This window comes from Chishuiella changwenlii (assembly GCF_900142565.1).
Lineage (GTDB): Bacteria > Bacteroidota > Bacteroidia > Flavobacteriales > Weeksellaceae > Empedobacter > Empedobacter changwenlii.
The window spans coordinates 77,898-99,485 of the sequence record NZ_FRBH01000010.1 but is presented as its reverse complement, the minus strand read 5'-3'; the positions used below and the strand labels follow the sequence as shown (position 1 = coordinate 99,485).

At 28.5% G+C, this 21,588-nt stretch carries 23 protein-coding genes; 12 read left to right on the top strand and 11 right to left on the bottom strand.

Features of this window, described 5'->3' with window-relative positions:
• The first annotated feature begins 71 nt into the window (after positions 1–71).
• The 8 genes from BUA86_RS13070 (at position 72) to BUA86_RS13035 (ending at position 6,292) form a co-directional block, all read left to right on the top strand.
• On the top strand, positions 72–1,397 hold the full coding sequence (locus BUA86_RS13070; protein WP_072933373.1) for an MATE family efflux transporter: 1,326 nt from the start codon (positions 72–74) through the stop codon (positions 1,395–1,397).
• A gap of 99 nt (positions 1,398–1,496) precedes the next feature.
• A complete protein-coding gene (locus BUA86_RS13065) occupies positions 1,497–2,063 on the top strand; it encodes an RNA polymerase sigma factor (protein ID WP_072933371.1) in 567 nt (188 codons plus the stop codon).
• Entirely contained in the window at positions 2,060–2,872 is an 813-nt protein-coding gene (locus tag BUA86_RS13060; RefSeq protein WP_072933369.1) for a HEAT repeat domain-containing protein, read from the top strand. The genes BUA86_RS13065 and BUA86_RS13060 overlap by 4 nt, the downstream gene beginning before the upstream one ends.
• A gap of 13 nt (positions 2,873–2,885) precedes the next feature.
• The gene (locus tag BUA86_RS13055) at positions 2,886–3,668 is read left to right on the top strand and encodes a DUF4097 family beta strand repeat-containing protein (RefSeq protein WP_143147331.1); all 783 of its coding nucleotides are present in this window, start codon (positions 2,886–2,888) and stop codon (positions 3,666–3,668) included.
• Positions 3,665–4,387, top strand: coding sequence for a hypothetical protein (locus BUA86_RS13050; protein ID WP_072933365.1), 723 nt, complete (start codon positions 3,665–3,667; stop codon positions 4,385–4,387). The genes BUA86_RS13055 and BUA86_RS13050 overlap by 4 nt, the downstream gene beginning before the upstream one ends.
• Positions 4,388–4,569: 182 nt before the next feature.
• The gene (locus tag BUA86_RS13045; RefSeq protein ID WP_072933363.1) at positions 4,570–5,259 is read left to right on the top strand and encodes a helix-turn-helix transcriptional regulator; all 690 of its coding nucleotides are present in this window, start codon (positions 4,570–4,572) and stop codon (positions 5,257–5,259) included.
• A gap of 80 nt (positions 5,260–5,339) precedes the next feature.
• Positions 5,340–5,732: a RidA family protein gene (locus tag BUA86_RS13040; protein ID WP_072933361.1), complete on the top strand. Its 393-nt coding sequence runs from the start codon at positions 5,340–5,342 to the stop codon at positions 5,730–5,732.
• Positions 5,733–5,734: 2 nt separating this feature from the next.
• Positions 5,735–6,292, top strand: a complete 558-nt coding sequence (locus BUA86_RS13035) for a YdeI/OmpD-associated family protein (protein ID WP_072933359.1) — start codon at positions 5,735–5,737, stop codon at positions 6,290–6,292.
• Between the two features lie 36 nt (positions 6,293–6,328).
• Here the strand turns inward: BUA86_RS13035 and BUA86_RS13030 are convergent, their stop codons facing one another.
• The 3 genes from BUA86_RS13030 to BUA86_RS13020 are packed head-to-tail and all read right to left on the bottom strand — an operon-like array spanning position 6,329 to position 8,977.
• On the bottom strand, positions 6,329–7,018 hold the full coding sequence (locus tag BUA86_RS13030; protein WP_072933357.1) for an SDR family NAD(P)-dependent oxidoreductase: 690 nt from the start codon (positions 7,016–7,018) through the stop codon (positions 6,329–6,331).
• Positions 6,987–7,976 carry an ABC transporter ATP-binding protein gene (locus tag BUA86_RS13025; RefSeq protein WP_072933356.1) on the bottom strand — a complete coding sequence of 330 codons (990 nt, stop codon included), beginning with the start codon at positions 7,974–7,976 and terminating at the stop codon, positions 6,987–6,989. Before BUA86_RS13025 ends, BUA86_RS13030 begins: the two co-directional genes overlap by 32 nt.
• Positions 7,973–8,977 carry a FecCD family ABC transporter permease gene (locus tag BUA86_RS13020; RefSeq protein WP_072933354.1) on the bottom strand — a complete coding sequence of 335 codons (1,005 nt, stop codon included), beginning with the start codon at positions 8,975–8,977 and terminating at the stop codon, positions 7,973–7,975. The genes BUA86_RS13025 and BUA86_RS13020 overlap by 4 nt, the downstream gene beginning before the upstream one ends.
• Before the next feature lie 85 nt (positions 8,978–9,062).
• Between BUA86_RS13020 and BUA86_RS13015 the strand changes: the two genes are divergently transcribed.
• Entirely contained in the window at positions 9,063–9,428 is a 366-nt protein-coding gene (locus tag BUA86_RS13015; protein WP_072933352.1) for a hypothetical protein, read from the top strand.
• Between the two features lie 48 nt (positions 9,429–9,476).
• A complete protein-coding gene (locus BUA86_RS13010) occupies positions 9,477–10,082 on the top strand; it encodes a TlpA family protein disulfide reductase (RefSeq protein ID WP_083580373.1) in 606 nt (201 codons plus the stop codon).
• 256 nt (positions 10,083–10,338) lie between these two features.
• Here BUA86_RS13010 and BUA86_RS13005 read toward each other — a convergent pair whose 3' ends face one another.
• From BUA86_RS13005 to BUA86_RS12995, 3 genes are all read right to left on the bottom strand, one after another.
• Positions 10,339–12,573, bottom strand: coding sequence for a multicopper oxidase family protein (locus BUA86_RS13005; RefSeq protein ID WP_072933349.1), 2,235 nt, complete (start codon positions 12,571–12,573; stop codon positions 10,339–10,341).
• Positions 12,574–12,576: 3 nt separating this feature from the next.
• A complete protein-coding gene (locus BUA86_RS13000) occupies positions 12,577–13,350 on the bottom strand; it encodes a DUF3347 domain-containing protein (RefSeq protein WP_178300425.1) in 774 nt (257 codons plus the stop codon).
• Positions 13,351–13,417: 67 nt separating this feature from the next.
• The gene (locus tag BUA86_RS12995) at positions 13,418–13,990 is read right to left on the bottom strand and encodes a helix-turn-helix domain-containing protein (RefSeq protein WP_178300424.1); all 573 of its coding nucleotides are present in this window, start codon (positions 13,988–13,990) and stop codon (positions 13,418–13,420) included.
• 197 nt (positions 13,991–14,187) lie between these two features.
• On the opposite strand from BUA86_RS12995, the gene murI reads away from it, so the two are divergent.
• Both murI and BUA86_RS12985 read left to right on the top strand, forming a co-directional pair.
• Positions 14,188–14,997, top strand: coding sequence for a glutamate racemase (gene murI / locus BUA86_RS12990; RefSeq protein ID WP_072933343.1), 810 nt, complete (start codon positions 14,188–14,190; stop codon positions 14,995–14,997).
• 177 nt (positions 14,998–15,174) lie between these two features.
• The gene (locus BUA86_RS12985) at positions 15,175–17,448 is read left to right on the top strand and encodes a reprolysin-like metallopeptidase (protein ID WP_072933341.1); all 2,274 of its coding nucleotides are present in this window, start codon (positions 15,175–15,177) and stop codon (positions 17,446–17,448) included.
• A gap of 93 nt (positions 17,449–17,541) precedes the next feature.
• Here BUA86_RS12985 and BUA86_RS12980 read toward each other — a convergent pair whose 3' ends face one another.
• The 5 genes from BUA86_RS12980 to BUA86_RS12960 all read right to left on the bottom strand — a co-directional run bounded on the left by BUA86_RS12980 (position 17,542) and on the right by BUA86_RS12960 (position 21,474).
• Positions 17,542–18,303, bottom strand: coding sequence for a YoaK family protein (locus BUA86_RS12980; protein ID WP_072933339.1), 762 nt, complete (start codon positions 18,301–18,303; stop codon positions 17,542–17,544).
• Complete coding sequence (locus BUA86_RS12975) at positions 18,287–18,769, bottom strand: hypothetical protein (RefSeq protein ID WP_072933337.1); 483 nt, start codon at positions 18,767–18,769, stop codon at positions 18,287–18,289. Before BUA86_RS12975 ends, BUA86_RS12980 begins: the two co-directional genes overlap by 17 nt.
• Positions 18,766–19,269 carry a hypothetical protein gene (locus BUA86_RS12970; protein ID WP_072933335.1) on the bottom strand — a complete coding sequence of 168 codons (504 nt, stop codon included), beginning with the start codon at positions 19,267–19,269 and terminating at the stop codon, positions 18,766–18,768. Before BUA86_RS12970 ends, BUA86_RS12975 begins: the two co-directional genes overlap by 4 nt.
• 137 nt (positions 19,270–19,406) lie before the next feature.
• Positions 19,407–20,756, bottom strand: a complete 1,350-nt coding sequence (locus tag BUA86_RS12965; protein ID WP_072933333.1) for a sensor histidine kinase — start codon at positions 20,754–20,756, stop codon at positions 19,407–19,409.
• Positions 20,757–20,772: 16 nt separating this feature from the next.
• The gene (locus BUA86_RS12960) at positions 20,773–21,474 is read right to left on the bottom strand and encodes a response regulator transcription factor (RefSeq protein ID WP_072933331.1); all 702 of its coding nucleotides are present in this window, start codon (positions 21,472–21,474) and stop codon (positions 20,773–20,775) included.
• Positions 21,475–21,588 lie beyond the last annotated feature (114 nt).

Sequence of the window (21,588 nt, the reverse complement as noted above, 5' to 3'; positions counted from 1 at the left end):
TATTACTAATCTGATTTTTTTATTCGATTATTCAGCAATAAATTTATCAAGCATAATATTCTATACGAACAATGACATCTACCAGAATTTCTTTTAAACAAATTAATCAACTTGCGATACCTGCTATATTCTCTGGAATTGCAGAATCACTTATCACATTAACTGATATTGCTATGGTTGGTAATGTAAAAGAACATTCTGTAGAAGCTTTAGCAGCAACAGGTTTGGTTGGTTCCTTTTTATCTGGAATAATTTGGATTATAGCACAAACAAGAACTTCAATCTCATCTTTAGTATCTCAGAGTTATGGCGCAAATAAAATAGAACAGATAAAACATTTGGTTCCTCAAGCATTGTATTTCAATGTGTTTTTAAGTTTCTTAATTTTTATTCCATCTTATTTTTTTGCTCAACAGTTATTTGAACTCTATCAAGCAAAAAATCTTGTATTAGAATTTTCTGTGGATTATTATAAAATAAGAGCTTTTGGTTATCCTTTAACTTTAATTTCATTAACGCTTTTTGGTGCTTTTAGAGGAATACAAAATACTTATTGGGCAATGAAGTGTAGCTTAACTGCTGCAATTATTCATGTCTTTTTAGATTATATCTTAATTTTTGGAATAGATGGAATCATTCCTGCATTTCATATTAAAGGTGCTGCTTACGCAAGTTTAATTGCTCAATTAATAATGGTTATTATGGCTTTCTATTATTATTTTACTAAAACTCCTTTTCGTTTAAACCCAAGTTCTACGATTCATCCACTTTTTAAAAAATATCTTTATTTAAGCTTTAATTTTATTCTGCGAACAGCCTCTTTAAATGTCGCTTTCTTTTTAGCAAACTCTTATGCCACTGGCTATGGAAAAAGTTACATTGCTGCACAAAGTATTTTAATGAATATTTGGTTGTTTTTTTCCTTTTTTATTGATGGATATGCCGGTGCGGGAAATGCAATGGCTGGTAAATTACAAGGCGAACGCAATTACAAACAACTTTGGCTATTAAGTAAAGATATTTCCAAGTACTCAATTCTAATTTGCTCTATTTTAATTGCCATTTGTTTTATATTTTATGATAAAATTGGACAATTATTTAATCAAGACCCAAACGTATTAACCTTATTTAAATCTGTATTTTGGATCGTTCTATTTATGCAACCAATTAATACCTTAGCCTATATTTTTGATGGCTTTTTTAAAGGAATGGGAGATGCTAAACTGCTTCGAAATAATTTAATTTTTGCTACTTTCTTCGGTTTTTTACCTACTATATTTCTTGCCGATTATTTTGGCTTAAAAATTTATGGGATTTGGATTGCGTTCGGGGTTTGGATGCTTCTTAGAAGCTTTCCTTTAATGTATATTTTTAAGAAAAGAATCTATTCTAAATAAGCCCTTTCATATTTTTTTTATTATTTTCAAAATAATAATGCAACATCTGTTTACCTCTTGCGTCTACTAAGTAGAAACTAATATGAAAAACTAAATATTTTGGAAATAGAAAAAAATATCCTTTTTAGTGATAAAAAACTAATCAGTCTCTGCGAAGCCGGGAACGAGCTAGGATATTCTCTATTCTACCAACGTTATTCCAAACCAATTTATAATAGTGTTATTCGTTTAGTAACAGATTTTTCTGAAGCCGAAGATATAACACAAGATATTTTTATTACTATTTTCTCTGATATAAAGAAATTAAATGATATTGAAAATATTGAGGCTTGGCTAAAACGTGTTGCAGTAAATAAATCAATTTCTCATTTACGTAAAAAGAAGAAAGTTTATTTTACAGATATAGAAAATACTTCTATTGTAGATGAAAGTGAAGATTTATTAGTTGAAAAACAAGATTGGGATGGAAAAATAGAACAAATAATTACTATTATAGAATCTTTACCAACTGAAACAAGGACAATTGTAAACCTATTTCTTTTCGAGAATATAGCACAAGAAGAAATAGCCAAAATGTTGGGTATAACGAATACAACTGTGCGAAGTAAATATCATCGTACAAAAAAGAAAATTTTAGAACTCTTACTCCAAAAAAATATATCATGAAAGATGATTTAAAAAAATATATCGACCAGAATAGAGATGATTTTGATATTCATCAACCTTCTCCTGAACTTTGGAACAGAATTAAAAATAATATTCCAGAGCAACCAAAAGTTATAGAAAAGCAGAAAAAGTGGTCTATAGGCTATTGGAGTATTGCAGCTAGTATGCTTTTAATTTTAAGTATCGGAGCTTATTTCTTATTTAATAATCAAGATACAGTCGTTGAAAATGAAATTGTGAAGATTAAATCAGAAAAGAGCATCAAAAAGGAATCTACAATACCAACAGAAAGTAATCCTGTAATAGAAACAACAAAACCTATTGAAGTTGTTTCTAAATCAGAAAAAACTGTTGAAAAACTTGAGCAAGTTACTCCGATGAAAGATGAAATTATTGAAGCTGATAAAACTGAGATTTTTAATCTTTTAAGTGATCAAGAATCAACTAGTAATCGTATAGAAGCGCTAGCTAAATTAAATAATGCTTCTTCTTTAAATGCGAATGAAATAGCAACTCTTAAGCAAGTAGCGTTACATGATAATAATACCAATGTAAGATTAAATGCAATTGAAATTTTATCTGAAAAATTATCAAGAACAACGGCTTCAGATGAAATGACCGCTCTGTTTTTAGAGCAAGATAATCCGATGGTACAAATGGAATTAATTGGAATAATTGCACATTATAATAATGGAGAAACAAATCAAAAATTAATTAAAAAATTACAAGAAATTGTTTTAGATCCTAAAGCAATGCCTTTTGTAAAAGATGAAGCGTATGCTGTACTCTTAAAGAAAGAAAACAATTAAAATCTCGATAAATATGATAAGAAAAACATTTTTTATTGTGATGTCATTATGTATGATTTCACTTTATGGACAAAAAGAAAGTTCTACAAGCGAACAAACTTATAAAGTAGCTACGAACAAAGGAAAATTAAAAATTGATCTTGGTCGTGCAACGATTGAAGGTTATGACGGGAAAGAAATTATTTTTTCTAATAGTAAAATTAATAGAGAGGTTGATGACCGTGCAAAAGGTTTACGTGCAATTAACGCTTTAGGTTTAGAAGATAATACAGGTTTAGGAATTAATGTTGTAGAAAAAAATGGAGTTATAGAAGTTAATCAATTAAGGAGAATTAGTCCTCCAGACATTAAAATCCTTGTCCCAAAAGGAATGATTATTTCATTTAGCCATGAATCTCAATTTGGTAGTAAAATAACATTCAAAAATATTGAAAACGAAATTGAAGCTACTTCAACTTACAACAATATGATTTTTGAAAATGTTACTGGACCAACAACTATTAACAGCATTTATGGAAATATTGATGCAAAGTTTAACCAAAATATTAAAGGAGCTTTGTCTATAGTTTCTATCTACGGAAAAGTTGATATAAGCATTCCTAAAATAGCCAAAGCAAATGTAAAAATCACAACTAACTATGGTGAAATTTTAGTAGATCCAAAATTAGGTTTAAAATTAGAAGACAGTTCTGGGATGATTAAATACAACGATCAATTAAATGCAACTTTAAATGGTGGTGGTAATTCTTTCAACTTTAGATCAGATTATGAAACAGTTTATTTAAGAGCATTATGAGAAAATTATTAACTATTGGACTTAGCATGTTTGTTCTTTCTGTATTTGGACAAACTAAAATACATCAAACTTTCCCTATTGATACACAACAAGAAGTTTCTTTAAATTTCGATTTCCCTCAGTTGATTAAATTATCAACTTGGGATAAAAATGAAATCGAAATTACTGGTACAAGTAATATTAATGATGGAAAAAATGATGCCTCATTTCAAATTACAAAACAATCATCCTCTCAGCAAATTACTATAGAAGGAAAATTACATGATTACAAAAATATTCCTCAAAAAATTATTGCTTATAATGGAAAAGAGAAGAAAATTTTTAACAGTAAAGAAGAACTAAAGGAATATGAGAAAACAAATAATGTAAAATTCTCAAATACTTCTCTCAATTCACAAGTTGAAATAGTGTTAGAAATAAAAATTCCTCGTCAACTTAAAACTAAAATTGAAGCTACTTACGGAACAATCGAAATAAAAAATTTAGCAAATACAATTACAGCAATTTCAACTTACGGGAGTGTTGATGCTACTATAGATGAGAAAAAAACAGGTGAAATAAAATTAGAAACATTTTATGGTACTATTTTTACTGATCTAAAATTACCTATGCAGACGACTAAAAAAGAAGACTTCCATACAGTTATTACAGCGTTTACTGGTAAAAATCCTCGTCAAGAATTCTCTTCAAAATTCGGGAACATTTATTTAAGAAAATAAATTCTCTTCGACTTTTAATCTCAAAATCAATTATATTATTTTAAATTATTTACAATTTATACATTGTGAATACAAGAATCTTATTGCTTTATTTTTACAAGAAATAAGATTAAAAAAGTCGCTTTACAGCGACTTTTTTAGTATTTTTATGCTAGCCATTATACCTCAACAATTTTTGATAAATGAATGATAACGATACAAAAAGACTTTCGCGATTAATTGCAATTCTTACTCAGTTGCAAACAAAACGACTTTTAACAGCAACTCAACTTGCAGAAAAATTTTCTGTTAGTATTCGTACCATTTACAGAGATATAAGAGCATTAGAAGAAGCGGGAGTTCCTATTTTAACGGAAGAAGGAAAAGGTTATACCTTAATGGATGGTTACAGAATTCCACCAGTAATGTTTAATGAAGCGCAAGCCAATGCTTTAATAATTGCAGAACAATTAGTGCTCAAAAATAAAGACACTTCACTCATAAAAGATTACAAAGAAGCTGTTGATAAAATAAAGGCAGTTTTAAAATATAACATAAAAGATAAAGTTAATTTACTTTCCGAAAGAACACATTTTGATGAAAGTTTAAACCGAGAAAGAAATAGCAGTAATTTATCTGATTTACAATTTGCTTTAACAAATTTTCGCGTTACTAAAATTGAATATAGTAACGAACAAGATAAAATCACGACTAGAGATATTGAACCATTTGCAGTACTTAGTACAGAAAATTGGCTATTGATTGCCTATTGTCGTTTAAGAAAAGAATTTCGGTATTTCCGTTTAGATAGAATTAGAAAATTAGAGGTGTTATTAGAAGAATTTCAACCACATAAGATGACTTTGCAACAATATTTTGAAAAATACCATTAAACTTTTTTAGACCTCTGACATAAGGCTGTCAGTACTCCATTTTAGCTTTGTAAGATATTAAAGTATAAAACAAATTTAAAATGGAGAAAAGAACAATTGATCCTTGGAAATGGGGAGAACAAACAAATTCTGTACAAGCAGTAGAAGTAAAAAACGTTTCAGGAACACTTTACTGTTCTGGACAAGTCGCAATTGATGAACATGGAATACCTAGCAATGCGGATATGCGTACACAGTTAATACAAACTATTCAAAACTTAGAAACACTTATTAATGAATCTGGTTATGAAATGAAAAACATTGTTAGGTTAAATGTTTATACGACATCTGTACAGGATTTTTTTACAAGTTGTATGGACATCTATGTGCCATTTATAAATAAACACAATATTAAACAAGCTGCTACATTACTTGAAGTTAAAGGACTTTTTGCAACTTTAAGTGTAGAATTAGAAGCTACAGTAGTAAAATAACAATGAAAGAAACTGAAGTTTTTTATCCGACAAGCCAAATAGCTTGGAGAGAATGGTTAGAAAAAAATCATTTATCAAAACAATCTGTTTGGGTTGTTTTTTATTCTAAAAAATCCGAAAAGAATTCAATCACTTGGAGCGAAGCTGTTGATGTTGCGCTTTGTTTTGGTTGGATTGATAGTAAGAAAATTAAAATAGACGAAGAAACATCACATCAGTTTTTTAGTAAAAGGAAACCAAAAAGTACGTGGTCTAAAGTCAATAAACAGAAAATTCAGTTTCTTATTGAAAGTGGATTGATGAAACAGGCAGGTTTAGATAGCATTGAAATTGCCAAACAAAATGGTTCATGGACAATTTTAGATGAAGTTGAAGAATTAATAATTCCTACTGATTTGGAAAAAGCATTCGAAAAGCATAAAGATTCTAAAACGTATTTTCTAAGTTTAAGCAAATCGGTTAGAAAAATGATGCTGGCTTCACTTGTTCTTGCGAAACGTCCTGAAACGAGACAAAAGCGTATAGAAGAGATTATTAAAAGAGTACAAAATACTCATTAAAAAAGTCGCTGAAAGCGACTTTTTTAATGTATTTTATTATGGAGTAGATATTGAAGCTTGTTGAGTTTTCCCATTGAAATACTTCCAACCATTTAATCCAAACTCTACTAAATATTCTGCCATTTCGCATGGTTGTGTTGGAGCAATATAACCAGGAAATGCTTCTTCTAACATTTCTGTTTGTACTGCACCTAAAGCTACAGCATTTATTCTTGGTCCATTTTCTTTTAATTCTTCCGCTAATAACTCAGTTAAATTAACTGTTGCAGATTTAGATGAAGAGTAAACAGATAAACCAGGAAACTTAACAGATCCTTGTACCGCTCCCATTGTCGAAACATTTACAACATGAGAAGATATTTTAAACTTTGGTAATAGTACCTGAATTAATCTATATGGCGCCATAAAATTAATTTGCCATGATTGTAATAAATCTTCTTGTTTAATTTCAGCGAAAGGTTTGTTAATACATAAACCTGCGTTGTTATATAGAACATCTACTATTTCCCATGATTTTACAGCTTCTAAAACTTTTTCAATCTCATTAAAATCAGTTAAATCAATTCCTATAAATTGATATTGTCCTTCTTTTGCAAAAGTTTCTAATTCTTTTAATTTCTCTACATTACGAGAAATTGTTAAAACACGATTTCCCAAAGCTAAATGTTGCTTTGCTAATTCGTAACCAATTCCTCTACTCGCTCCTGTGATGATTATATTTTTCATACCGTTGTATAAATGTTATAATTGCTTGAATATTTTCAAATTTTTCCCCATCAAAGATGATATTATTTTCTGTGATTTCAATATGATTTTCGTCTTTATTTTCAACTAAAAATCCATTGCGTAAAAAAGCATTTTTTACCCAGTATGCTAATTCAGAATCTCCTTTTATATGAACTGATTTCTGATATTCTTTTGGTTGAGAAAACTTACTCTTGTCTTGACTATAAAGTAAATTTTGATTAGATAATTTCTGAATTATTTGATGCTCAAATGCCAGCTGTTCTGGTATTCCTTCCGATAAAATCTCGTTTTCTATCCACCATATTTTGTCAGAATTTTCTAGAGCCAAGTTTACTTCATGAGTAATCATCAAAAAGGATTTATCTGTTTTTGATTTTAACTCATTCAATAAATTAAAAATTTTATACTGGTTCGCTAAATCTAAATTTGATGTTGGTTCATCTAAAATTATCAATTTTGCATCCTGACATAAAGCTCTTGCAATCATAACCAATTGTAATTGCCCATCACTTATTTCTGTTGCATATTTATTTTTAAGCTCATTTATTCCAACTAGATCAAATACCTCATCTATTAACTGTTCTTCTTGAATAGATTTTTCTTTTAAAATCTTATGATAAGGCAATCTTCCCATTGCAACTAATTCTGAAACTTTAATTTTTGGGACAACAGTTAGTCTTGGCAAAACAACCGCAATTTCTTGAGCAATCTCTTGAGCTGATATTTTAGAAAGTGGTTTATTTTTTAAAATAATTTCTCCGTTTATTGCTTTCTGAAAACCAAGAATCGTATGAATTAATGTAGATTTTCCTGCTCCATTTTTTCCCAATATTGTGATTAATTCATTTTTATGAATTGTGACATTAATCGAAGAAACAATCTCTTTAGAACGATAACCGATTGTTAGATTTTCTAATCTTAAGATTTCTGCATTCATCGTACTTCATTTTTATTGTTCAACAAAATACTAATTACAATTGGCGCCCCAAACAAAGCTGTTATAATGTTAATTGGTAAAGTTCCAAAAGGGAATATCTCCGTTAAAATAGAAAAAAGTAACATGAAAAAAATTCCCGTCACAAAAACCCATCGGTAAAGCACTTTCATATTTCCTGTTTTTAACAACGTTCTACAAATATGTGGAATTGCTAATCCTACAAAACTTATTGGTCCTGCAAAAGCTGTTGCAGAGGCTGTTAATAAAGCTGTAGAAATTAAGATTATTAATCTCATTTTTTTGATATTAATTCCTAAAGATTGTGCATATTTTTCACCTAATAGCAGCGCTGTGATTCCTTTTAAAGTGAATAATGAAATTATGATTCCACTAAATACAAACAATGTAAAAATTCCCAACTGTTCCCATGATAAACCGCTAAGCGAACCAAATCCCCAAACTAAATAAGATTTTATTTTTTCGGAAGGTGCAAAATATTGCATAATCCCAATAAATGCAGCTGCTAAACCAGCTATCATAAACCCTATAATAACCAATGATGCAGAAGATTTTATTCTAAACGAAAGTGAAATTATTAAAACAAGCGCTAGAATTGAACCAAAGAATGATGCAAAAATTATCATCCAAGGATTATTTAAATATTCTTCTAATCCAACGATAGAAAACATAAAAATTACAATAGCAACTCCTAAACTTGCCATAGAAGTTATTCCTAATACTGATGGTTCAGCTAATGGATTTTTAAATAATTCTTGCATTAAAAAACCAGAAATTGGCAATGATATACCAACTAATAATGCTGTTAAAGATTTTGTTAGCCTAAAATTAAATACCAAATTATGGAGCATTTCATCTGCATTCCCGCAAAAAACTTGATAGATTTCTGAGAAAGAAATAGCAACTTTACCAACGCTTAAACTTAATAAAAAAAGTAAAATCGTTAGAGCAATTAGAACAAAAAATAATGGTTTTTCTTTCATTTACACAAATATAAAAAATCTAATATTTTCTTAAACTTTTATCTAACTGAATCATTGTTTATTTATTATTAATACCTTTGAAATCATGAAGCCTAGAAATTTATTTTTAATCATTTCTTCTATCTTTATACTACTTACGCCTTGTAGTATAAAAGCTTCTATCAATACTATTTTTAAAGCAGAAATTGTTAGTCAAAAAACAATTACGTCTGCAAAAACAATTCAGAATAAAAAAGATGTATGTTCTTTAAGTGAGTTTAACCCTACACAAACATTCGATTTAAATTCTGATTTTCATTATTTTGATATCCCACAAAATATTATAATTTTCACAAGTTTACCTCGATCTTCTCTTATAGAAGACGAAAATAAGACTGTAAGTTATAGTTCTTCTAAAATCCCATACTATTTATTGTATAAGCAGTTAAAATTTTCTTTGTTAAACGATTGATTATAAATCAAAAGAAATTTTAATTAAAAGATTATATACAATACATTTATGAAAACGAAATACATTATATCAATGCTAAAAAGAAATTACTCAACAATAATAATAGGCGCTATTGCCCTTATCATACTTTTTGTTCCAGAAGCAAAAGCAATGATGCACCAAGGTTTAATGAAAATAGGATTATTTCAACCTAAAATTGAAAAAACAGTTGAAAATACTCAACCAAAAACAGAAGCTAATTATCAATTTGAAATGATAGATGCTGATGGTAAGATTACAACAATGGAAGAACTAAAAGGTAAAGTTGTTTTTCTTAATTTTTGGGCAACTTGGTGTGGACCTTGTATTGCAGAAATGCCAACGATACAGAAACTATACGATAAGTTTAAAGATGATAAAGATGTTGTTATTTTAACGGTTGAAGTAGAAAACAAAAAAGAGAAAGCGAAGAATTTTATGACAAGTAAAAACTTGACTTTACCTATCGTTTTTCCTAATTCAACTATCCCGAAAGAATTTTTTGATTATGCTTTACCAACAACTATTATATTAGATAAGCAAGGTAACATAGCACATACAACGCTTGGAATGGCAGATTATTCTGGACAAGAAGTTGTTGATTTTCTGAATGAATTAAAAACAATGAAAAATTAATATAAATACAAAAAACCGGATAATTTATCCGGTTTTTTTATATTAAAATTGTTTAAGCTAAGCTCTATTCAATAGTTTTTATTTTGTCAGTTCGAGTGATTTTTAGAAATGAAATGAATAAAAATTGTATCGAGAACTTAGACAAATTAATTTAAGTAAGAAATGAAGAATTAAAAATCTTTACTTATTTCTCGATACAAAATTCTAATCGAATTTCACTCGAAATGACAGATTTTTAAAAGAGTAATCATAGTTTTTAATAAACAAGTCTTAATCCTACTCCAAATTTCATATCACTATCATAATGTGTTCGGAATTGCATATTTCTATTGATAATATAACTAAGCTCTCCCATATATTCTTTATCAGTATTCCACATAAAACCAGCTCTAATTCTTTTAGAAATCGGAATATCCTCTCTCATAACTTGTAAACGAACTTTTCCTGTATGATAAATTTCTGTCTGAAAATCTACTAGCATAGGTAGTTTATATACAAATCCTGCACTAAACAATCCTCTATTTCTTTCTGTATTTTGTCCGAATATATTTTTCTCTATACTATGTTTTAATGCTTTATGTTTATTCCAATCAAATCCTACAAAAACTTGTAACCATTGGTTTTTATCAATAAATCTACCCAAATGTGTTTCAACTTCGTAACCATGTTCATCTTTGTATCCTATATTCCATTCAGAACTTAATACCCAACGAGCATTCTGAACCATAAACTGTCCGTCTAAACCATTGGTAGCAAAATCATTTTCTGCCATAATATGCTTCATATTACTATCCATTTGTAACATTTTATAAGCATGTTCTTTGTGCGGTAAATAAGGATTTTTATAATCTCCAACTTCAAAAACTCTGTTCATTCCTGCCATCATATGGTACAAAATATGACAATGAAAAAACCAATCTCCTTCTGTATTTGCTTCAAATTCTATCACATCTGTTTCCATTGGCATAATATCCAATACATTTTTTAATGGAGAATATTCTCCATTTTTATTCAATACACGAAAATCAAATCCATGCAAATGCATTGGGTGTCGCATCATCGAATTATTATATAAAGTAATGCGTAAAACTTCACCTTTTTTAACAGGAATTTTATCTACTTCAGAGAGAACTTTATTATCCATACTCCAAACATATCTATTCATGTTTCCTGTTAATTCAAAACGTAATTCTTTTACAGGTGCATCTTTAGGCAATTCAGTATTATGAGGTGCTCGTAGCATTCCGTAATTTAAGGTTGTGATAGCTGAATTATTATTTCCATGATTGGAATGATCCATCTCCATGTTATGATCTGTCTTTGACTTGGATTTTTTTGTTGATTCTCCTGATATTTCTGGATACATTACTGTATTCATATCCATTTGTTGAAGACTCATTTTCATTCCCATATCATTCATAGAACCATCCATCTTCATCATGTCGTTCATCATTTTCATTCCTTCGAAATATTTTAACTTCGGAAGTGGCGCTATCAATTGTTTTTTTCCTTCTCCAATAAATAAAGAAGTTGAAGCTGTTCTATCTTCTGCAGTTGCTTGAAACTCATAAGAAAAACCATCTTTTGGAATCGTTACAATAACGTCATATGTTTCTGAAACACCCACTATTAATCGGTCTACTTCTACAGGTTCAACATCTTGACCATCATTGGCAACTACTGTCATTTTCCCTCCTCCATAACGTAACCAAAAATAAGTTGAATTTGATCCGTTAGAAATTCTCAATCTAACTTTATCTCCTGCTTTAAATTGTTTTAATTGGCTTTCATTTTTACCATTAATTGTAAACTTCTCATAATACACATCACTCACATCCATTGCCAACATACGTTTCCATTCGTTGGTAAGTTTCGTTTTAAAATGACCTTCTTTTATTGCTTCTGCGTAACTTTGTGTAGAACCTTTTTTTATACCAAACCAATCGTTGGCATTTTGTAACATTCGCTGCACATTTTTTGGATTTAAATCTGTCCAATCTGCTAAAATTACAGGAACTTCGGGTAAGTCATCAATTCCTTTTCTAAATGTAGGATCATCTTTTCTCTTTTTTAGGATAAGAGAACCATACATTCCTACTTGTTCTTGGTAACCCGAATGACTGTGGTACCAATGCGTACCATTCTGAATAATAGGAAAAGTATATGTAAATGTTTCACCTACTTCTATAGGGTTCTGCGTTAACCAAGGCACGCCATCTTCTTTATTAGGCAACCACACTCCGTGCCAATGCAAAGAAGTAGATTCTTTTTTTAATTCATTATGCACACGTATTACAGCAGTATCACCTTCTGTAAATTCTAAAGTTGGCATTGGTATCTGTCCATTAACAGCTATCGCTTTTCTTTCTTTACCAGAATAATTTACAATTGTATCGCGTACATATAAATCATATTCTACTCTTTTTTGAGCGTTTATTTGAACAACAGTCAGAATAAATAATACAATAAGTTTATACTTATATCCTCCCATTTTCTATTTATTTTTTAGTTCTTCTACAGTACTTCCACATGTTAACATCATACTACCATAAAAAGGATTCTTAATATCAGAATCTTTGCTTAACCAGTTTGCACCTCCTTTATACATAGGACAATTCTGATAATAAACCGTATACTTTAATTCAGCAACTTTTGTCAATTTGTATAATGGTTCAGATAATTGAGCAAATAATTCTCTTTGCTTATCTATGTTCTTTTCTTGTGAAAGTTGAGTAGTAATTTTTTCTAGTTTACTTAAAACATCCATCCAAACTAAATGTGTTTTATGACTTAATTTTCCCATTTCTACAGTTGAAACAGCTTGTTTTAATTGTTCCGCTTGCTTAGAAATGACTGTTTTATCTGCTTTTACAAAACCATCTTTTAATTTGAAGTATGAATCAAATACTTTATCTAATTGATTTTGTGTTTGATTATTTTCTGATTGATTAGATGATGAATGGTTCATATCATGATGATTTTCTTCTTTCATCTTTTTAGCTCTTTCATACTGACATGTTTTATCTAATTTCATGTAAGCTTCATCAGGAGCCATATATTCAGCATTATCAAATCCTGCTAAAGCAATATTTTTTAAGACTTCGTTAGATGAAGTTTTTTTCTCATCATAAGAAATAGAAGCTATTTGAGTTGTAGAATTATAATCTACTTTAGAAACTCTATTATTGTTCCCTGCTTTTTCTATTAATTGTTTGGCAGAATTGCAATTTCCACTTATCTGAAACTGTTCTGTTTTTATATTTTTCATTTGTGCATTTATGCCTAAAACAAAAAGATTTACGAATAAAAATAAACTATACTTTCTCATACTACACTTAAATTTTGTCTATTGCTTTTCTTGTATACTTATTTAATTGTTTAAAAATTGATGGTGTTAATCCTGTTACTTTTTTAAATTGAGAACTAAGATGGGCAACACTGGAATAATTTAATTGAAAAGCAATTTCACTTAATGACAATTCATCATACACCATTAATTCTTTTACTTTTTCTATCTTTTGTTGAATAAAATATTTTTCTATTGTTTGCCCTTCCATTTCAGAAAAAAGATTCGAAATATATTTGTAATCTAACTTTGTTTTCTCTGATAAAAAGTCCGATAAATTCATTTTCAACACCCCATTTTCTTCATGTACCAATTGTATAATTAATGTTTTTATTTGTTCTATTATCTTATTTCTTTTATCATCAATTAATTCAAACCCGACCTCTTCTAATTCCTCTTTTATAGTCTGTAATTGTTCTGGATCAATAACATTTGTTAATTCTACTTCACCTAATTCTATATGATTTGTCTCAATATTATGTTGTTTTAATATTTTACCAACAACCATTTTACAACGGTAACAAACCATATTCTTAATAAACAACTTATTCAACTTTTCCATCAGAATCTATATTCAATTAGTTTTAACCCAATTTACAATTTATCTACCACAAATTTCTATTTCTTATCAATTATAATCGTTATACAATTAGAAGAATTATGTATATCATTTACTGTTTTCTTATTAAACAAAGCATTTTCTTTTTATTGTTTTTTGTGACTGTTTTGTACATTTGTTATCACAATAAGAAAAATAAAATGCAAGGACCAATAGGTATTTTCGACTCAGGTTATGGAGGTTTAACCGTTTTTAAAGAAATTCAGAAAAAACTTCCGCAATACGATTATATCTATTTAGGTGATAATGCAAGAGTACCATATGGTATTCGTTCTTTTGAAACGGTTTACGAATACACAAAAGAATGTGTGTTTAAATTATTCGATTTAGGCTGTAATTTGGTCATTTTAGCTTGTAATACTGCTTCTGCAAAAGCGTTGAGAACAATTCAGCAAAATGATTTACCACCAGGGAAAAAAGTTTTAGGCGTTATTCGTCCTACAACCGAGTCTATTAATGAATACACAACACGAAATAAGGTTGGAATTTTAGCAACATCTGGAACTGTTTTATCTGAATCTTATAAAATTGAAATCAATAAATTTTATCCAGGAATTGATGTTTTTCAACATGCTTGTCCCCTTTGGGTTCCGTTAGTAGAAAACAACGAAATAAATAGTAAAGCAGCGCATGATATTGTAGAAAAAGATATAAATAATTTATTCTTACAATCTAATGAAATTGATACTATTGTTTTGGCTTGCACACATTATCCTCTTTTATTGCCAGTTATTAAACAATATGTACCTGAAAATGTAACGATTCTTTCGCAAGGAAATTTAGTTGCAGATAAATTAAAAAGTTATTTAAATCATCATTCAGAAGTTGAAACTATTTGCTCTAAAAATGGTGTCTTAAAATTTTATACAACAGATGATGCAAAAAGTTTTGAGACAAATGCTTCTATCTTTTACGAGCAGAAAATACATGCTTCACATATTATTGTTTAGGATTAACTCTATTTAGAGAATAAAGATTATTACATGATAAAAAATTAAAAAGTCATAATAATCAATAAACTACACTAGTCAATATTTATTAAAACCTTATAGCTAGTTGTAATTATTTTTATTTAGATTAAATATAAATAATTTGTTTTTTTTAATAGTTTTGTAAAAAAATAAATTATGAATAAACCTCTCCTAGTACCTATAATTGCATTAGCTGCAGTAACATCTTACGCCCAAAACTGGGAACTTGTTTCAGAAAAAGAAGCATCTCCTCATGCTAAAAAAGAGTATCAAATTAGTAATAATCAAAAAATTTTTAAACTTGATCGTGAAACTTTAGAAGAAAAATTAGCTAAAACAGCTTCTCGTGGTAAAAATAGTATAGGAACAATTATTACCATGCCAACTGTAAATGGAAAACTTGAACGTTTTGAAATTTGGGAAGCTTCAAACTTTTCTGAAATCGGTCAGGCAAAATATCCTCATATTCGTTCTTATATTGGAAAAAGTTTAGTAGATCCACATACTTCTATTCGTTTTAGTACAGGACCTTCTGGAATTAGTTCTACAATTTTTAGAGCAAACAATTCTTCAGAATATTTAGAAACTTACTCTGCAGATGGTAAATACTTTGAAATTCATCAAAGAAAAACTGCAAAACATTCAAATCATCAATCAAAAGAAAATATAAATCACTCTATAGTTCCCTTACCTACTAATAATCCTTCTACAGATAATAACGAATTAAAAATATTACGTTTAGCATTATCTGTTACAGGAGAATATAGTCAGTACTTTGGTGGAACAAAAGAAAAAGCATTAGAAGCCATGAATAATACCTTAACACGTGTTAATGTTATTATGGAAAGAGATTTAGCTATAAATCTTAGGTTTATAGATGATATCGAAAAATTAATCTATACTAATCCCGAAACAGATCCTTATTCTGTATATGTTGATGGTGTAAGTCCATCTTTATATCATTCAACAAATAATTGGATGGTCGAATTACAAACTAATTTACGAGATAATATTGGAGAAGATAACTACGATTTAGGTCATTTGTTAGGTTATAATATTGATGATAGAAGTTCTAGTTATCGTCCATCTATTAATTGTGTTGGATGCGTATGTGAATCTAGTTTTCCTAAAGGAAAAGGAAGTGGTATATCTAGTAGATTTTTAGGAGTACCTAAAGGAGAAGACTTTGATTATGATGTTTTTACTCATCAAATAGGTCATCAATTAGGAGCTAATCATACATATACTCATCTTCCTGAAGGTAATACTACTCAAGTTGAACCTGGTGCAGGATCTACAATTATGGGAACAACTGGTACTTATAGTGAGATGAAAGTTCAAGAGAATGTCGATGATTATTTTGCTCATGTAAGTATTCAACAAATAAAAAATAATATCGATTCAAAATCTTGTGGTATTCGTTCAAAAATAATAAACACTCCTCCACAAATAGAGTTAGATAAAAAAATATACCATATTCCTGTAGGAACAGCATTTAAACTTGATGCAAAAATAAATGATAAAGAGAATGATGCTGTTCTAGTTAATTGGGAACAAAATGACTTGGACCTTAAAAACGAAGGTGATTTTGATAGTAAAGTTTATCCTCGTAAAATCGAAGGTCCTAACTTTAGATCTGTAAAACCTTCTACAGAAACATACAGGTATTTTCCTCGTTTCGATCATATTTTAAATAATAATTTATTCGATACTCAAAATATAAATATACCTACATGGGAAAATGTAAGCACTTGGGAATCTTTAAATGTTATTCCTAGAGAATATAACTTTACAATTACCGCAAGAGATAGTAACCCGAACGGACCTCTTAATTCATTTGAAAAAGTAAAAGTTATCTCAACCAATTCGTCTGCTTTTAGAATTAATACTCCAAATAGTAACAATAAATTACCTATAAACAATACAACATTTGATGTAACATGGAATGTTGCAAATACAAACTTGGCTCCTATAGAAACAAGTCATGTTAAAGTTTCTATTTCTTGGGATGAAGGAAATACTTTTGATGAATTGGGGATTGTAGAGAATACTGGATTAGCAAATTTTGCTGTGCCTGAAAAAGCTAAACTAGTAAACGATGGCTATATTATGATTGAAGCGGTTGATAATATTTTCTTGGCTGTACAAAAATTTTCTAGTGAAGAAGTATTATCTACTGTAGATATTAACACCCAAAAAATAGAGATTTTTCCAAATCCATCTAATGGAGATTTTACTATTGATTTAAAAGCAAATGGAAATGTAAAACTTGATATTGTTGATTTAAATGGTCGTGTAGTGTATACAGAAACAATCAATATAAATGGGAATTATAAAAAAGCAATTCATTCTAAATTATCTGCAGGTACGTATATCATTCAAGCAATATCAAATGAATGTAAAATGACATCAAAAATCTTGATTAAATAAAATTAATTTATAAAATAGAAATAAAGAGGTTGATTTATAATTAACCTCTTTTCATTATAAAACAAAAGCCCTAAACTAATTTAGGGCTTTTGTTTATTGATCGGTATTTTTATATTTCTTTAATAAATAAGATTTTCCGTGAACCAATTTTGTTATACTCAATTTATAATAATCATATAACATGATAAAACATAATACACAACATACAATGTAGAATGTATAGTACTTTATTTCATAGTATAATAATCCTGAAAAAATTGCCCCTATCATATAAAATACCATAATGAAAAATAATAATTTTCCTTTGGCTCTAACTTTAGGATCTTTTCTAAAACTTTCTTTTGTCATCATAGACAAGTTAATTGCCAAGTCTGTTGTTAAACCAGTAAGGTGAGTAGTTTTTACAGAAGAATTAGAAATACTTGCTGTTAAACCATTTTGTAAACCCATTGCTAATAACAATAAAGCAACTAACAGTTCTGTTTCATACAATGATTCTGTATAAAAATACTGTAAATATATACCCGTAGATAAAATACAAATTGTTTCTAAAATAATGGGAATTGCATGCGATAAATGCCTTCCAAAATATTTATTACCATGAATAATAAGTAAGTTAGACACCATACTTCCTGCAAAGAACAAGAAAATCCATAAAAATACAACACATGCTTGTATCCAATTTTGTTTTGCTATTTCTTGTGCTAAAATGGCATAATGACCTGTTACGTTTGATGTAAACGAAAAAAATATTATCAAAGATAATACGTTAACCATTCCGGCAGAAAAAGCTGTTAATGTACCTAATTTTAAGTTATCAGCATTTGTTCTATGGTTACTATATTTTCTTAGCATAGTTTGGTTTATTTTTTTTGAATGTAATTTTTACAATTCCTCTAACTTGCAAATCTATATTTGCAAAAACAACAAGCTTATCATCTGAAAGCTCTTGTATTTGGTAACTTTCCACACTTTTAGTTTTATTATCAGTAATTTCTAAAATATGACCTCTACCTTTCAACTTCCAAGTTAAGTTATTATTTTCTTTTTTTGTGTTATTTATTACTTTTAAATTATCTCTACTAAATTCCCACATATTAATTCTATCTACAATTAAATCGTGAGAAATTTCATTTTCTTGTGCTTGTAAAATAATTGACTTTATTTCGTGTCCTTCGAAATTTACACGCTCAAAATCTAAGCCTTCTTTCTCCCAGACTCCAATTAAATTTCTTTCAGCACCTTTCCCTTTTACAACAACAACTGCTGCAGTAGTTACAAGTAGAAATAATAAAAAGAATATTGCTGCTACTTTTTTCATAATGTTGATTTTGCAATAAACAATTCATCTATAATTTCTGTGTAGCCTAATCCACTTATATTTTCATTTACAAGAATTTCTTTTACAGGAATTCTAGATTTTTTGATATACGGAATTAAATCAAAACTGTTTTTACTCTCAAAATGAAACTGCTGAGTACTTGGGATAATAAAAGAATCGATATTACTGTTTTCAAAAAAATTCTTGATGTAAAGATTTCTTTTGAAAGGTATTATATCTAATTTGATGCTAGAAATAGTACTTTGATTTGCATTTTTTATAACTTCATAAGCTTTTACAAAAGCCGATTTTTGAAGTTTTTCGATCATTTTATTTTTCGAAAAAAATAGCAAATCAGTAATCGTATTCGACGGTTGGTAACCGTGAATCAAAACTATATCGAACACCGTATTAGATGATTCTTTTACTAATTGATTAATTACACTTAACGATTGTATTGAAAAATCGGTTGGTATAAATACTCTCTTATTGCCATTCATAATGAGCTAATTTTAGGATTAAACCACTACAATACAAATGTACAACTGGAGAGATTAGAGGTGTTTTAGAACGATATTACAATGTAATTAGAATTTGATATAATTATTAGAAACTGATTAGAGAGTGTTAAGAATAACTAAACGTCATCTAAAGGAAAACTTATTTGAACTGTAGTTCCTACGTTTTCTTTAGACTGTACAATTAATTCACCATTATGCATTCTAATTATATTTCGACTAAGAGGTAAACCTATTCCATACCCTTCGAAATTTAAAGTATTCGAAGCTCTAAAATAAGGATCGTAAATATATTTCATATCATCATCTGGAATTCCTATTCCATAATCTTTTATAATAATTATAATTGAATGATTAGTTGCACCCAAAGCTAATCTTACTTCTTGATTGTTAGAATATTTACAGGCATTAGAAACAATATTTGCAATAGCAAGATGTAACAATTGTTCATTCCCTCTAATTCTTAACATAGAAGGATTTTCGGGCAACATACTAAAGTCTATTCGTATTTTATAACCTTCGTTAATTTTTTGAAGATTATCTTTTACATTAAGCAAAATTTCATCTATCCTAACAATATCAAATTTCTGCGTTTTACCATCAAAACCTGTTCTTGCAAGGAATAATAAAGCTTTTGTTTTATTGTTTAAATTTTCTGCTTCTCGCAAGATATTGCAAAGGGATTTCTCATATTCCTTTTTATCTCGGTCTTTGCTTAATACTAATTCAGCCTCACCAATAATAGATGTTAAAGGAGTATTTAATTCGTGAGAGGCATTACTAATGAAATTCTTTTGCGTTTCGAAAGCTGTTTCTAGTCTATTTAGCATCCCATTAAACGTATGCCCTAATTCGCTTATAGGATCTTGATCTTTTCTATGTAAAACTTCTAAGCGTAGGTATAGATTTTCGTAATTAATTTTATTTACGTCTTTTATTATTTTTTTTACAGGTTTTATAAGCGTATTGTAAACTAACTGAGCAATAAAAATCATTAATAAAATAGAAAATAAAACAGATATAATTAATAAATTTCTTAGATAGGTTATATGTGTTGAATAATTCGGGTTTTTTGCTGAAACTGCAATTAGAAATGATTCCCCTTTTTTATCATTATAAAGAAGACTTGAATAAAATAAATTACCTTCGTTATATTCATACTTCCCATTTTTCAAGGTTTGTAGAATAACCTTTTCTGGAAGAATTTTATCTGCAATATTCCCATCTTTTATAGGAATAACATACTCTTTTTCACTTGGTAAACTTTCTAAAGAAGAATTTAATAAATAACTAATCTCGTTATTTTTATCTTTCTCTGTTGTAATTACATTTACTCTAGTTTCTAATCGTTTATAGAAATCAATAAACTCAAAATTAGAAAATGAATAGTAAATATATGTCGTTAAAGAAACTGTATAAATAATAAAAATACCGACTATAATAAGAACTGTTTTATTGTAAGTTTTCATAGTTTATTAAGCTTAATTAATCTTCTTTTAAAACATATCCCATTCCAGTAACTGTATGTATAAGTCTTGTAGAACCTGGTTTCTCTATTTTTTTTCTTAGATAATTTACATAAACATCTACAACATTAGTACCTATATCATAGTTTATTCCCCAAACATTGTCTAATAAATCTGATCGATTAATTACTTTTGTCGGGTTTTTTATAAATTCTAATAATAAACGATATTCTGTAGAAGTAAGTGAGATTTCTTCGTTTCCTCTTAATACTATTTTAGTATAATCGTTGACTTCTAAATCTGCAAATTTGTAAACATCTGTTTGTTGTTTATTTGCTGTATGATCGTAATATTCGCTTCTTTTTAGCAGATTTCTAATTCTTGCCTTTAATTCTATTAATTTAAATGGTTTTGATAAATAATCGTCTGCTCCTGTATCTAAACCTAATACAATATTTTCTGCACTACCAAGCGCTGTTAAAATTAAAATTGGAACTTTTGTTTGTGATTCCATTTTTCTAATTTCTTTACAAACCTCTAAACCATTCATTTTAGGTAATAAAATATCCAATACGATTAAATTAAATTTACGCGATTTTAATAAATCTATACCTTTTAATCCATCATCTACATGTGTTACAGTATAGCCCTCTTCTTCTAAACATTGTTTTATAAGATCAGCAACATGTAATTCGTCTTCTACTAAAAGTATTTCGTTCATAATTGGATTTTTTCTTACTTAATAATAAGTACAACGAAAATACTTATTTTTTACGATAAATTAACGATTGATGTTGCGTATAAATAAAAAATGACCTGAATTAATTCAGGTCAT